This is a genomic window from Aeromonas sp. S15(2024) (genome assembly GCF_041402265.1).
GTDB classification, from domain to species: Bacteria; Pseudomonadota; Gammaproteobacteria; order Enterobacterales; family Aeromonadaceae; genus Aeromonas; species Aeromonas dhakensis.
In genome coordinates this window covers 134,736-147,196 of the sequence record NZ_JBGLQY010000004.1, presented here as the reverse complement: position 1 = coordinate 147,196, position 12,461 = coordinate 134,736, and the positions used below count along the sequence as shown (strand labels likewise).

General features: G+C 63.7%; 12 protein-coding genes and 1 riboswitch. Of the genes, 5 read left to right on the top strand and 7 right to left on the bottom strand.

The window, feature by feature from the left end; all coding sequences use genetic code 11:
• Positions 1–33: 33 nt before the first annotated feature.
• Positions 34–140: riboswitch (yybP-ykoY riboswitch) on the bottom strand.
• 194 nt (positions 141–334) lie between these two features.
• A complete protein-coding gene (locus tag ACB033_RS11195; protein ID WP_005305531.1) occupies positions 335–922 on the top strand; it encodes a superinfection exclusion B family protein in 588 nt (195 codons plus the stop codon).
• A gap of 60 nt (positions 923–982) precedes the next feature.
• Here ACB033_RS11195 and ACB033_RS11190 read toward each other — a convergent pair whose 3' ends face one another.
• The 4 genes from ACB033_RS11190 to ACB033_RS11175 all read right to left on the bottom strand — a co-directional run bounded on the left by ACB033_RS11190 (position 983) and on the right by ACB033_RS11175 (position 4,666).
• Positions 983–1,441: a methylglyoxal synthase gene (locus tag ACB033_RS11190; RefSeq protein WP_005305534.1), complete on the bottom strand. Its 459-nt coding sequence runs from the start codon at positions 1,439–1,441 to the stop codon at positions 983–985.
• 88 nt (positions 1,442–1,529) lie between these two features.
• On the bottom strand, positions 1,530–3,635 hold the full coding sequence (locus ACB033_RS11185; RefSeq protein ID WP_139725675.1) for a DUF885 family protein: 2,106 nt from the start codon (positions 3,633–3,635) through the stop codon (positions 1,530–1,532).
• 202 nt (positions 3,636–3,837) lie between these two features.
• Positions 3,838–4,317, bottom strand: coding sequence for a bacterioferritin (gene bfr / locus ACB033_RS11180; protein ID WP_005314068.1), 480 nt, complete (start codon positions 4,315–4,317; stop codon positions 3,838–3,840).
• Between the two features lie 142 nt (positions 4,318–4,459).
• Positions 4,460–4,666: a bacterioferritin-associated ferredoxin gene (locus ACB033_RS11175; RefSeq protein WP_162519904.1), complete on the bottom strand. Its 207-nt coding sequence runs from the start codon at positions 4,664–4,666 to the stop codon at positions 4,460–4,462.
• A 137-nt stretch (positions 4,667–4,803) separates the two neighbouring features.
• On the opposite strand from ACB033_RS11175, the gene ACB033_RS11170 reads away from it, so the two are divergent.
• Positions 4,804–5,115 (top strand): HlyU family transcriptional regulator, encoded by a 312-nt coding sequence (locus tag ACB033_RS11170; RefSeq protein WP_139725677.1) that lies wholly within the window; start codon positions 4,804–4,806, stop codon positions 5,113–5,115.
• On the top strand, positions 5,112–7,178 hold the full coding sequence (locus tag ACB033_RS11165; protein ID WP_139725678.1) for a tRNA(Met) cytidine acetyltransferase TmcA: 2,067 nt from the start codon (positions 5,112–5,114) through the stop codon (positions 7,176–7,178). Before ACB033_RS11170 ends, ACB033_RS11165 begins: the two co-directional genes overlap by 4 nt.
• Here the strand turns inward: ACB033_RS11165 and ACB033_RS11160 are convergent.
• Positions 7,165–7,884 (bottom strand): SDR family NAD(P)-dependent oxidoreductase, encoded by a 720-nt coding sequence (locus ACB033_RS11160; protein WP_139725679.1) that lies wholly within the window; start codon positions 7,882–7,884, stop codon positions 7,165–7,167. The two genes, ACB033_RS11165 and ACB033_RS11160, sit on opposite strands and share 14 nt — an antisense overlap.
• A 205-nt stretch (positions 7,885–8,089) precedes the next feature.
• On the opposite strand from ACB033_RS11160, the gene ACB033_RS11155 reads away from it, so the two are divergent.
• Complete coding sequence (locus tag ACB033_RS11155) at positions 8,090–9,103, top strand: chemotaxis protein CheV (protein WP_094698766.1); 1,014 nt, start codon at positions 8,090–8,092, stop codon at positions 9,101–9,103.
• A gap of 60 nt (positions 9,104–9,163) precedes the next feature.
• Here ACB033_RS11155 and ACB033_RS11150 read toward each other — a convergent pair whose 3' ends face one another.
• A complete protein-coding gene (locus ACB033_RS11150; protein WP_042889256.1) occupies positions 9,164–10,336 on the bottom strand; it encodes a nucleoside recognition domain-containing protein in 1,173 nt (390 codons plus the stop codon).
• 380 nt (positions 10,337–10,716) lie between these two features.
• On the opposite strand from ACB033_RS11150, the gene ACB033_RS11145 reads away from it, so the two are divergent.
• Positions 10,717–11,049, top strand: coding sequence for a hypothetical protein (locus ACB033_RS11145; protein ID WP_139725680.1), 333 nt, complete (start codon positions 10,717–10,719; stop codon positions 11,047–11,049).
• 27 nt (positions 11,050–11,076) lie between these two features.
• Here ACB033_RS11145 and ACB033_RS11140 read toward each other — a convergent pair whose 3' ends face one another.
• On the bottom strand, positions 11,077–12,420 hold the full coding sequence (locus ACB033_RS11140; protein WP_010635979.1) for a potassium channel family protein: 1,344 nt from the start codon (positions 12,418–12,420) through the stop codon (positions 11,077–11,079).
• Positions 12,421–12,461 lie beyond the last annotated feature (41 nt).

The window sequence follows — 12,461 nt, the reverse complement described above, 5'->3', positions numbered from 1 at the left end:
CTGGCTTGCATATCGAGGCCAAAGGTCTTGCAGAGCGATGGATACCATCGCCGCCCATGCCATGGATCTGAGGATCCAAGAATGTTGACATGAGCCCTGCCCGGATCACGGGCGGGTTGCTACTCCCCTATGACAGTGCGGGCTTTTTACCAAGTTGACCGCCACCCCACAAGGCAAACTAATGATCATTGACTCAACAAGTTGTAAGGGAATGTAACCGTCCACCCATCGGCTTTGCCATCCGGATCCACTCCAATGCCGGTGAGTTCCTCGCCTTGGCACACCGTTTGCTATGAGATGACTACTGTCCACACTGATTTGGGAAGGGTGAACGATGAAACGGTGGATCCAACATTTCTATCAACTGAACCGCCTCAACTGGCTGATGGTCTGGCTGCTGCTCTGCTGCAGCATCATTCTGCTGTTTCCGGCCGGTTTGATGCAGGGCGCCGTCAGCCAGTGGGCCGCCACACACGCCGCCTGGCTCGGGGTCGGCATGCTGATCGCCATCTCCTACTTCTGCAGCCAGGGCTTCCTGATCGCCTGGGAGTGGGCCTGTGACGAGTGGCAGTCGCGCCGTCAGCAGGATCAGCTGGCCCAGATGATCTCCTTTCTCGATTTCAACGAGAAGGCGGTGCTGCGGGAGTTCGTGCTGCAACGTAAAAGCGTCATAAACTTGCCGATCACCGAGCCCGCCGTCAAAAACCTGATGGATGCCGGCGTGCTCACCTACGCCTATGGCAAGCCGGCCCGGGAGAAAGAGGACGAGAACCAGATCCGCGCCCTGATGATCGCTCTGCCCGCCCGGCCGCTGCTCACCTACAAGGTGCTGGGGCTGTCGCGCGGCAAGATGAGTGACGAACAGGTGGAGCAGATCATGAACGCCAGACCCAAGTTCGCGCAGAAAAGCTTCCAGCGCTGATCGTCGTTCCCGCCAATAAAAAGAGCCGGCCCTGTGGCCGGCTCTGTCGTTTCTGCCCCGTTACTGGGTTCTGGCCTTGAGATACCCGGCGTAGTCGGGGATCTGCACGCTGAACGCCTGGCGCATGTGGGGGCTGTCCATGATGAAATCGGCAGTCGCCTCGTTGGTGGCGACCGGGATGTTCCAGACTGCCGCGAGGCGCAGCAAGGCCTTCACGTCCGGATCGTGGGGCACCGCATTGAGGGGATCCCAGAAGAAGATCAGCACGTCGATCTTGCCCTCGGCGATCAGGGCGCCAAGCTGCTGGTCGCCCCCCATGGGGCCGGAGAAGAGACAGGTGATGGGCAGCTGTGCCTGCTTGCCGAGCATGGTGCCTGTGGTGCCGGTGGCGTAGAGGTGGTGGAGCTTGAGCTCCTCCTTGCGCCGCATCACCCAGTTCAGCAGAGGGGTCTTCATGTTGTCGTGAGCCACCAGCGCCACTCGCTTGTGGGGCGCCATCTCACGGGCGATCTGTTCCATGGACATCATCCGTAGCAGTGTTGTTTGAATAGAGCCGTATCCTAATCGAAAGCGGCGCCCGTTGCCTTGCCGGGCGCCGTAACTGTGATCACTTCGACTGTTCAATCCACTGCCTGTTCTTCTGCTCCAGCACCGAGATAGGCAGCATGCCGTACTCCAGCACATGGTGGTGGAACGCCTTGAGGTCAAAACCTCCGCCCAGCGCCTGCTCGGCCGACTCCCGCATCCGGATCAGCGCCAGCTGGCCCGCCTTGTAGGAGGTCGCCTGGCCGGTGTAGGCCATGTAGCGGGGCACCTCGGAGCTGATGTCCCCGTCCCCCAGCGCCGAGTTCTCCTTCATGTAGTTGGCGGCCTGGTCGTGGTTCCAGCCATACCAGTGGATGCCGGTATCCACCACCAGCCGCATCGCCCTCAGCATCTCCTCGTTGAGGCGACCGAAGTACTGTAGCTGGTTGTTGAAGGCAGACGATCCCTCGACCTTCACGTCCCCCACCGCCGGATCGTAGAGACCGCGCCCCTGATAGAGCCCCATGTCGTGATCCGCCAGGTATTCGGTGTAGAGCGCCCAGCCCTCCGCATAGGCGGTGTAGGAGGCGTTCGCCACGTACTGCGGGAAGTCGGGATCCTTGGCGGCCAGCTCCTGGGCGATGGTGATCTGGAAGTGGTGGCCTGGCGCCGCCTCGTGGGCCAGCAGGGTGCTGATGTTCCAGCTCTGCAGGCCATAGGGGTAGTAGGTGTTGAGGAAGAAGCGCCCCTTGCGGCCGGTCTGCGGGTTGCCGTCCTGATACCAGGCCACCCCGCCGTATGGCGCGTCCTTATAGGAGACGGGCACCACCTCGTAATCCAGCTTGGGAATGGTGCGCTCGGCATCGAAGAAGTCCGGCAGCACCAGCGCGGCCTTGCTCTTGAAGGCGTTGTACTCCTGCAGTGCCCGCTCGTGCTCGGCCAGCGCCTGCTGCTGCGGCCCGCTCAGGGTCGCACCGGTGGCGTTGCCGGGGTTGAGGCCGGCCGACCAGACCGCCAGCGGGTTCTGATAGAAGAAGGCAGGTTCGTTCAGGTAGCGGAAGAAGGCGTAGATCTGACCGCTCTGCTTGCTCTGGGCCACGTCGTCGCTGTCGCACTTGCCGATGGTATGGCACACCTTGACCATGGCGCCGAAGATCCGCGCCACCTCGCTCAGCCCCAGCTCATGCACCTGCTCCGGCGTCATGTCGGTGGTGGTGTGCTTCTTCAGCAGCCAGCGATACCAGTCACGCCCGTTGGTCATGCCGCAGAAACCGTCGTCGCACTCGCCGCTGCCAAGGCGCACCGCATAGGCACCGCCGTGCCGGTAATCCAGATAGTCCCGCAGCGCCAGATAGTGGCCGTTGATGCTGTCCAGCACCCCCTTGTACTCGCTGCGCAGCGCCTCGTCCGCCTCTCCCGGCAGCTGCTGCCAGCCGAGGTAGGAACCGGCGATCGCCTCGCCCTCCAGCTTGCTGTCGAGCTGGGCCAGCAGCCGGTCCACCAGCTCGTCTGGCAGGGTGTTGCCCTGGGCGCTGCCCAGTTCGAACTGGTGCTTCACCTCGGCAAGGTAGCCGTCATAGGCCTTGAGCCAGCTGAGGTGCTCCTGATACCAGGCCAGTGATGCGGTTGTGGCCCTCGCCTTGCTGGCCACAACCGGTGCCGCTGCCGGGCGATCAATGTCGCGCCGCCAGGTGGCATCCCCCGGCGCGACCCGCTCGGCCGAACTCTGCTCGAAGTAGTCGAAGCCGGGCTCGACGGTGCGGGCAGCTTTGCCGCTGGCCGGGGCGGCCCCCACCTCATCGGCCAGGTCCACCACCCGGTTGCTGAAGTGGTGGATCGGGATCTGGGACTGGGGCAGATCGTAACCGGTCAGGTTGATCTGCAGATCCCAGCGGATCATGTCGTAGAACAACCGGTCCCGTTCGCTCAGCACGCTCGCGTCCAGGGCATCCAGCCGTTTGAGCAGGGCACTGTCGAGGGCCTTGCGCCTAGCGATGCTGGCGGCATCGATGGCAAAGCCGTAGGGATCGAGCGCCTGGCCCTCGCGCAGGGCCTCATCCATGGTCTGCATCAGGGAGGCCTTGGTGGCGGCGGGATCCGCCGGAGCGTTGGAGCTGTTGTCATTGCAGGCAGCGAGCGAGAGTGCGATGGCGCAAGCTAGCGCCAGTTTGTTGGGCAAGAAGTGCATGGTGTAGTCCTTTAACCGTTGTTATTGTTTGCCCCCAAAAAGGGGTTCCAATAGTGCACCTCTCCCGCTCGCTTTTTTGCGACATGATTAACAAAAATAAGCTTACTTTTCATGATGATAAGCCTCATGAAAAGCTATGCAGACGGACATTAAAAAACCCGCCTGAGCGGGTTTTTTAATCGTTTTTTCATGCCATAACTATTCAGGAGGAGCCGTGATGCAGCTGGGACTGCTGATAGTTCTCCAGCCCGATGCGATCGATGAGATCGAGCTGGGTCTCCAGCCAGTCCACGTGCTCCTCCTCGTCTTCCAGAATATCCTGGAACAGGTCGCGGCTGATGTAGTCCTGCACCGACTCGGCATAGGCGATGGCCACCTTCAGATCCGGGATGGCATCCATCTCCAGCGACAAGTCGCAGCGCAGCATCTCCTCCACCGTCTCGCCGATGCGCAGCTTGCCCAGATCCTGCAAGTTGGGCAGCCCTTCCAGAAACAGCACCCGCTTGACCAGCTCGTCGGCGTGTTTCATCTCATCGATGGATTCGTGATACTCCTTGTGCCCGAGCGCCTTGAGGCCCCAGTCATCGTAGATGCGGGCATGCAGAAAATATTGGTTGATGGCTATCAGCTCATTGGCCAGCACCTTGTTGAGGTGGGCGATGATCTTGGGATCTCCTTTCATCGACAGTGCTCCTTGGTTCGTGCCTGAGGCTTAGATCCTTAGAGCTTAGTCCAGAAAGATGACAACAAGAGGTCCGGCGAGCTTGCTCGCCAGCGGGAAGGGATTGAAGAGACGGGCCGGTTTTGCCGGCGACGAGCTCTGCTCAGGCCACCTCGTAGTAGAGCGGCGCCTGATCCAGCTCGGCCTTGTCGAGTTCGGCGGCGATGATCTCCATGGTCATGCGCACGCATTTGCCACACTGGGTGCCGACGTCGAGCGACTGCTTGAGCTGGCGAAACTCGGTCTTGCCTGCCTGTACCGCCTTGCGGATCTGGGAATCTGTGATGCCGCGGCACAAACAGACATACATAGTGTTTACCTCATGCTGGATTGCCATGAAATCTAAATGAGAATGGTTCGTAGTGCAAATAACGATTGGTAATAAGATCCCCCGCTTGCCAGCCATCAACCCCTTGGTGACAATGCTCTGTCACTGAGGGAAACATCATGCTCAAGAAACTGTTCACTGCCCTGTTTGGCGGCCAGCCCGCTCCCGCCGCCGAAGTCACCCCCACCGAATACGCCGGCTACCTCATCTATCCCGAGCCCATGGCCGAAGGGGGTCAGTATCGGCTGGCGGGCCGCATCACCAAGGAGCTGGACGGCGTGCTGCAGACCCACCGCTTCATCCGCTCCGATCTGTTTACCAACCCCGCCGATGCGGAGCGCTTCATGGTGCAGAAGGCGCACACCTTCATCGACCAGATGGGGGATCGCATGTTCGAGCCCCGCAAACCGGCCGACAGCGCCGCCTCATGATGCCGGCTGCGCTCGACGAGCTGCGCCAGGCACTGGCCCGCGCCGGCGAACGGCGGCTGATCTGGCTGGAAGGTGATGAAGCCGATTGCATCGCCCGGGCCGAGGCGCTGCTAAGCGGCGTCAGCTACTGGCTGGGAGATGGCCCGAGCGAGCACCACCCGCAACCGGCGGCCAAGGCGCTGCAGCGACTCGGTCAGGAGTGCGACACGCTGGTGTTCAATGCGTTCAGCGGTTTTCACCCCGATGCGTTCGGGGCGCTGGCGGGCACCTTGCGGGCGGGCGGCCTGCTGCTGCTGCTGACCCCGCCGCGAGCCCAATGGCCTGCCCGGCCGGATCCGGACCGGGTTCGGCTGGTGGCACAACCGGAAGATACAGCATTGGCGGGCCACGGCTTTCTCGCCCGGCTGGTGCGGCTGCTGGCGGGTGACCCAGCCCTCGAGCTGACGCCCCCTGCCACGCCGACCCAGTGGCAGCCGGTTGGGCCGGCGCGGCCATTGAGCTGCGATCAGGCCCGCGCCCTGCCCGCCATCCACAAGGTGTTGCACGGTCACCGCCGCCGTCCGCTGGTATTGAGCGCGGATCGGGGCCGCGGCAAGAGCAGCCTGCTGGGGCTGGCCGCCGCCGAGCTGCTGCGCCAACAACCCGATCTGCAGATCCTGGTGACGGCCCCCTCCCAGGCCACGGTCGCCACCCTGTTTGCCCACGCCGCCCGTGCCCTTGAAGACGCGCCGCAACTGCTGGCAGGGCTCAGCTACTGCTCGCCGGATCGGCTGGTGCACGAGCCGCTGCAACCCGATCTGCTGCTGGTGGACGAAGCCGCCGCCATTCCCACCCCTCTGCTGGAGGCCATGCTGGCCCGGCACGGTCGCATCGTCTTCGCCACCACAGAGCACGGCTACGAGGGTACGGGCCGCGGTTTTCACCTGCGCTTTAAGCGGGTACTCGATCGCGAAACGCCCGGCTGGCAGGAGATCCACCTAGCCGAGCCGATCCGCTGGAGTAGACATGATCCACTGGAGCCGCTGGTGTTCCGGCTGCTCGGCCTCAACGCCGAGGTCGAGACGCCGCCAGCGCCCACCCAGCCTGGCTTGCGCCGGCTAGAACAGGATGCACTGGCTGCCGACGAGGGGCTGCTCCATCGGGTGTTCGGCCTGCTGGTGCTGGCCCACTACCAGACCACGCCGAGCGATCTGCGCTACCTGCTGGAGAGCCCGGCCCTCGACATCCACCTGCTGGAGCAGGGCCAACATCTGCTCGGGGTGGCGCTGGTGGCCCGGGAAGGAGAGATAGCGGACGAGCTGGCCGAGGCGATCTGGGCCGGGCGGCGGCGCCCGCGCGGCCATCTGCTGCCCCAGTCACTGCTGGCGCACGCCGGCTTCAAAACCGCAGGCGCGCGCAGCTACGCCCGGGTGATGCGCATCGCCATTCATCCGGCGCTCCATCGCCACGGGCTGGGGTCGCTCCTGCTGGCCCACCTCGAACAGCATTATCAGGCGACAGGGCTCGACTATCTGGGCTCCGCCTTCTCGGCCAGTGCCGACTTGTTGCCATTCTGGCGCAAGGCCGGGCTCAGGGTGCTGCGCATCGGCCTGCAGCGAGATGCCGCCAGCGGCAGCCACGCCGCCCTGCTGCTCAAGGCGCTGCAACCGACCTGCACCGCCGAGCTGGCCGACTGGCACCAACGCTTCGTGCGCCAGCTGCCCACCCTGCTGGCGGGCGAGCTGAAAACCCTTGAACCCGAGCTGGTGTGGCAGTGCTTGCAGGATCCGGAGGCCAGCTCGAGCGGGCTCGATGAGTTTGATCAGGATGAACTGGCCTGCTTTGCCCACCACCACAAGCCGTTCGAGCTGTGCCAGCCCAGCCTGCAACGCTGGCTGGCGAGCAACCTGACACAACTGGCACAGCTTGACCCCGCCGAGCGGCAACTGCTGATCGCCACCATCTGGCAATATGCCGACTGGGGAGCGCTGGCGGCCAGGCTGCAACTGGCGGGCAAGCCGGCGGTCATCAAGGCACTGCGCGGCCTGCTGGCCCGGCTGTTGCCGCCCGCTACCACTCGATAGGCTCGCCTCGCCAGTCGAGGTAGCTCAGCTCGCCATCCGGCGTCAGCCGCGCCATCAGCGTCACCAGATCCGCGGCAGCCTGTTGCGGGCTGCGCAGGCTGCCGGCGGCCAGGTTGCCGTGAAACGGTCGCGAGAGCGGGGTGTCCACCGTGCCCGGATGAAACGCCAGCAGCTTGACGCCGGGCGCCCGTCTGGCGAGCTCGATGGCGGAGCACTTGAGCAGCATGTTGAGGGCCGCCTTGGCGGCGCGATAGCCATACCAGCCCCCGGTGCGGTTGTCGCCAATGCTGCCGACCCGGGCACTGAGCACCGCCAGGGTACAGGGGCTCGACCCCAGCAGGGGCAGCAGCTGGCTGATCCAGCGCAGCGGCAGCAGGGCGTTGGTCTGATAGAGCTGGGTCATGGCCTCGAGGTTGAGCGCCTCGAGCCGTTTCTCCGGCCGGATGCCTCCCTGCTGCAGCAGACCGTTGCAGATCACCAGCCAGCGCGGCCTCGGCGCCAGCTCGCCGATGCGGGCCACCGCCTCTGCCAGCTGTTCATCACTGTAATCACAGCGCAGCCAGTGCAGCCTGGCGCTATTGAGCCGCGCCGGTTGCGGCTGGCGGCTGATGGCGATGACAGGCGCAGTGTCCGCCGCCAGCCAGTGCGCCACCAGGGCGCTCCCCAGCCCACCACCGGCGCCGATCACCACGACACTCTCTTCCATGACTCCCCCCTTGCGGCGAGTGTGATGGCCTTCTCCATCGCCCCGCGCTTTTCCTGATAGGCTGATACGCGCCTTCCAGCCTGCGGGATCAAGCGGTTATGGAGGCGATCTTGTGTGGATCCCGTCGTCAGCGGCGGATCCATTCCTATACTGAGGGAAAACCGCAGCGGCTGCTGCCAGCGCAACCAGAAGCACGAGAGTGACCATGATGGCCAAAGACGGGGAAGAGCGTAAATCCATTCTGACCGAGAGCGGCACCAACGAGCTCGAGATCATCGAATTCCACCTCAAGAAGCAGCTGCCCGATGGCCGCGAGAAAATAGCCTACTACGGCATCAACGTCGCCAAGGTGCGCGAGGTGATCCGGGTGCCGGAGACCACCGACTACCCCAACGCCCAGCGTCACATGGTGGGGGTCTTCTCCCTGCGCGAGCGGCTGATCCCGCTGGTGGATCTGGCCGGCTGGCTTGGCATCAAAACCAACCCGGACAACAGCCACAAGGTGGTCATCGTCACCGACTTCAACAAGATGGCGAACGGCTTCCTCATCGACAGCGTCAGCAGGATCCACCGGGTCTCCTGGGAGGATGTGGAATCCCCCAGCCAGTTCCTGGAGGCGGGCGAGAATGACTGCGTGGTGGCCGTGGTCAGGCGCGATGGCAACCTCATCATGATCCTCGACTTCGAGAAGATCATCGCCGACATCAACCCCGAGCTGAGCATGGAGAAGTACGATGTGACCCAGGATCGCAAGGTCATCATCGACGATCGCATGATGGCCATGCGCCAGGCCAAAACCATCCTGGTGGTGGACGACTCCGCCTTCATCCGCAAGATGATCGAGACCACCCTGCGCACCGCGGGCTACAACGTGGTGACCGCCAAGGACGGGGGCGACGGGCTGGAGATGCTGATGGAGTTCGATCGTCTGTCGCAGGAGGAGAAGATCCCGGTGGCCGAGTTCGTCAGCGGCATCATCACCGACGTGGAGATGCCCCGCATGGACGGCATGCACCTGCTCAAGCGGCTGCGCGACACCCCCGCCTTCAAGACCATTCCCATCGTCATGTTCTCGTCGCTGATGAGCGATGACAACCGCCAGAAGGCGCTGCAGCTGGGAGCCAACGACACCATCACCAAACCGGAGCTGGGCCGCATGGTCGGCATGATGGATAACTTCCTGCTCGGCATCCCCATTCCCAAACCGGGCAACCTGTGAGGCCGCCGGTCGGCCACGCAAGCAAAAGGGCGCCTCGGCGCCCTTTTGCTGCTTGATGGATCAGCCCAGCCAGAGGTAGAGCTGGTGAGCAGCCACCCCGGCGCACAGGCCACCGATGGTGTGGGCCACGATGGCGCGGGAGGTGAGATGACGATAGCCGAGCGCATCCAGCATGGCGGTGTGGGTGCTCAGGAAGCCGCTCCAGCACATGCCCATGGCGGTGAACACCGCAACCTCGTTGCCGGTGATCCAGCCCTTGCCGATGAAGGGAGGCACCAGCGACATGGCCGCCCCGACCGCCCCCAGCGAGGTGACCGGGAAGGCCACCAGCTCGGCGTGGGTGAAGCCGAACAGCAGCTCGAACAGCCAGCCCACCTTGGCCGCCAGCACCGGCAGCAGCGCCACCCCCTGGAAGGCTTCGCCGGTATACCCCTTCTCACCCGGGCCGAAGGTCAGCAGCATCACGAAGGTGCTGATGATGAGCACCCCGGGGATCACCGCCATCCCCAGTTCCACCCCGGATTTGCCGCCATCCAGCAGGGCGTTGAGCACCCGCAGCCAGGTAGGCGCCGCCTCCCGGCGCAGGCCGGGCTTGGCCCCCACGCTCGCCACCTCGTCGGCGATCGGGGTCTCCCCCACCAGCGGGCGGATCATCCGCTGCATCAGCCGGGTCGATACCACGGAGCCGATGAGGGCGCCGAGCAGGCCGATCAGCGCCGCGCTGGCAGTGGACTCGCCCCCCGGCAGCTGCAGGGTGGCCATGAAGGTCACCACGATCAGCCCCATGCCGAAGGCGGTGCCGAAGTTGGTGAGCGAGACCAGCTGCCAGGGGGTGAAGCCCTTGCGAAAGCGGCTGTCCCTGGCGAGGCTGATCACCGCCGGGTTGTCGGAGAAGAAGGTCATCAGGGCCGCCAGTGCGGTGCGCCCCGGCAGCCGGAACACCGGCTTCATCAGCGGTGCCAGCAGCACCTCCAGCAGGCGGATCACCCCGAACTCGCTGAGCAGCTGGCTGAGCGCGCCGGACAGCACGGTAATGCCCATGATGAAGAGCACTGTGTTGAGCAGCAGCTGGTGGGCGGTGTTGAACAGGGTGTTGACCAGGGCGGAGAGGCCCATCTGGCTGCCGAGGTAGCCAAACAGGCTGCCGAGGATGGCCAGTACCAATACCGGCTCCAACCAGCGGCGAAGGGAGGCCGCCCCCTGGTGAGAATCTTTAACTGCTTGATTTTCCATACCAATCCTGAAATCTGTCGCTGTGTGGTGAGTATTGTTGTTATGGCACCCATAAAGCAGGAGCCCTTGTCTTGCGACAAGGGCTCCTTGAATGACTCTTCCTGCCGGCCGCGCACCCGTGCCATACGGATTGACGAGTCGCCGCGCTAGCGGCTGAACCAGGGAGGAAAAACGAGTGGCCGGACGATCCTGTCCAGTCTGCCTGTCTCGCGCCAGCGCACCGGCACCACGGCCAGCCCGGCAACGAAACGGGGCGGCAGTATAGCAACTGGGGCCGGTCGGCGAAACAACGGGCGACCGGAGCGGATTGCCGCCCAGCGCCTGCGCGGGTAAGCTTCCCCATCGGCAATCGACTCCGTCATTTACCATCCGGCAGCACCATGAACGACCTCGTGACCTATATCAAGGCCATCCACCGCCAGGCAGGACCGGCGATACTCGTCCGCCAGCAGAGCGAACAACACAGCGAGCAGGACGAGAGCGGCACCCTGACCCACCACCGGCAGACCCATTACTGGTTCGCCAATGGCGTGGTCATCTGCCACCAGCTGGAGCTGGACGAAGAGCCCTCCCCACAAGTCTGTCCGGAGTGCTGGATCAGCTACCGGGTGGTCGCCAGCCCCATCCCCATCACCCCTGCGCGCAAGCTGTTCCACAACCCCTGCCAGGAGGCCTTCTGGCTCAAGATGCAGGAGATCACGCCAGCCCGCTGACCTGCTCGACCAGTGACCGGCGCGCCGTCAATACTGCTTGGTCTTGGAGGCAAACCCCGCCAGGAACAGTCCGGTCAGGAACATGCCGCAGAAGGCCTCGATGGCCGACAGCAGCTGCAGCGGGGAGGAAGTCTGGGAGATGTCGCCATAGCCCAGGGTTACGAAAGTGACGATGCTGAAATAGAGCGAGCGCCCAAGATGGTCATGGGTGACCGATCCCGGCGCCAGATAATAGGTCAGGGTCGCCAGCAGGATCACCCCCATCGACAGCAGCAGGCTGCGGATCGGCCGCTCGCCGAAGCCCCAGGTGATGAAGCTGATGAACTTGGCGGCGCATTTCAGGTAGCACAGCAGGGTGAGCCAGCCTTTCTTGAGCCAGCCGCTGCGCAGCCAGCACTCCTTGAACAGCTCCCTGGGGCTCGCCAGCGACTTCATCTCGTGCAGCTTCTCCTTGTAGTAGCACTCGCCGGCATCGACGGTGTCGCCCACGCTGGAGAAGAGCCGCTTGGCGTTGCGGTAGAGCTTGCTGGCCTCGCTGTGATCGACCCGGCCATTCTCGTTGTAGGCCACCTGCACCTTGTCCAGGTTGGTGTGCTCCATGGTGGCGTCGAAGTTCTTGGCCCGCACGTTGAAGTTTTTCAGCACCGCCCGGGAGGAGTGAAAGCGGATCTCCTCGCACTCTATGGTGAAGTCCTGAAACACCCCGTCCTCCAGCGCCAGCTCCCGCTTCTTGGCCCAGGCCCTGTGGTCCCACAGCAGGGAGTCGAACAGATCTAGCCCGATCACCCCACCGTTGACCCTCACCCCCTTGGCCGAGCAGTGCCACAGATAGACCTTGGAGTTGTTGACGGCGCCATCCAGCGAGAGCTCGTCCAGGCAGGTGAAGTCGAGCAGCCGGCCGGAGATGATGGGGCTTTTGAGCTCGACGCCGCCGATGTTGAGCAGCCGGTGCCTGCCCAGCACCTGGGCCTCCCCCTTGTTGTTCTCGGAGACCGAGAGCAGGCTCTGCACCCGCTTCACTTCGTCCTTACCGTGTTTGCCGGCCAGCCACATGCAATAGGGTTCAAAGCGCGTCTCGGCGCGGATCAGCCCGCTCTTGCGCAGGGACTCCAGCGCGCTCGAGGCGGTCTCATAGAGTCTGATCTTGTCGTCGCTCATGTAGAGGCACAGGCTCAGCACGCAGCGGGAGCTGATGAAGCGGGCGATGCCGATCTGGAAGATCACCTGCTTGTCGATCTTCTGCTCCGTCATCCAGTCGTCGAAATGGGGCAGCGACGCCACCAGCAGATCCCAGATCAGGGGGTAGTCGTTGGCCCGGCGCCACTCGTTGAACTGTTCGGGGGAAAGCTGCCAAAGCTCTGTTGCATTCATGCATGACCTCACTCAAGAAAGCGGTCCCGTTCTCCTGCGCC

Excerpts from the sequence above, each read along its gene's own strand:
- ACB033_RS11195 (WP_005305531.1), top strand. The coding sequence starts at position 335 with ATGAAACGGTGGATCCAACATTTCTATCAACTGAACCGCCTCAACTGG.
- ACB033_RS11190 (WP_005305534.1), bottom strand. The coding sequence starts at position 1,441 with ATGGAACAGATCGCCCGTGAGATGGCGCCCCACAAGCGAGTGGCGCTG.
- ACB033_RS11185 (WP_139725675.1), bottom strand. The coding sequence starts at position 3,635 with ATGCACTTCTTGCCCAACAAACTGGCGCTAGCTTGCGCCATCGCACTC.
- bfr (WP_005314068.1), bottom strand. The coding sequence starts at position 4,317 with ATGAAAGGAGATCCCAAGATCATCGCCCACCTCAACAAGGTGCTGGCC.
- ACB033_RS11175 (WP_162519904.1), bottom strand. The coding sequence starts at position 4,666 with ATGTATGTCTGTTTGTGCCGCGGCATCACAGATTCCCAGATCCGCAAG.
- ACB033_RS11170 (WP_139725677.1), top strand. The coding sequence starts at position 4,804 with ATGCTCAAGAAACTGTTCACTGCCCTGTTTGGCGGCCAGCCCGCTCCC.
- ACB033_RS11165 (WP_139725678.1), top strand. The coding sequence starts at position 5,112 with ATGATGCCGGCTGCGCTCGACGAGCTGCGCCAGGCACTGGCCCGCGCC.
- ACB033_RS11160 (WP_139725679.1), bottom strand. The coding sequence starts at position 7,884 with ATGGAAGAGAGTGTCGTGGTGATCGGCGCCGGTGGTGGGCTGGGGAGC.
- ACB033_RS11155 (WP_094698766.1), top strand. The coding sequence starts at position 8,090 with ATGATGGCCAAAGACGGGGAAGAGCGTAAATCCATTCTGACCGAGAGC.
- ACB033_RS11150 (WP_042889256.1), bottom strand. The coding sequence starts at position 10,336 with ATGGAAAATCAAGCAGTTAAAGATTCTCACCAGGGGGCGGCCTCCCTT.
- ACB033_RS11145 (WP_139725680.1), top strand. The coding sequence starts at position 10,717 with ATGAACGACCTCGTGACCTATATCAAGGCCATCCACCGCCAGGCAGGA.
- ACB033_RS11140 (WP_010635979.1), bottom strand. The coding sequence starts at position 12,420 with ATGAATGCAACAGAGCTTTGGCAGCTTTCCCCCGAACAGTTCAACGAG.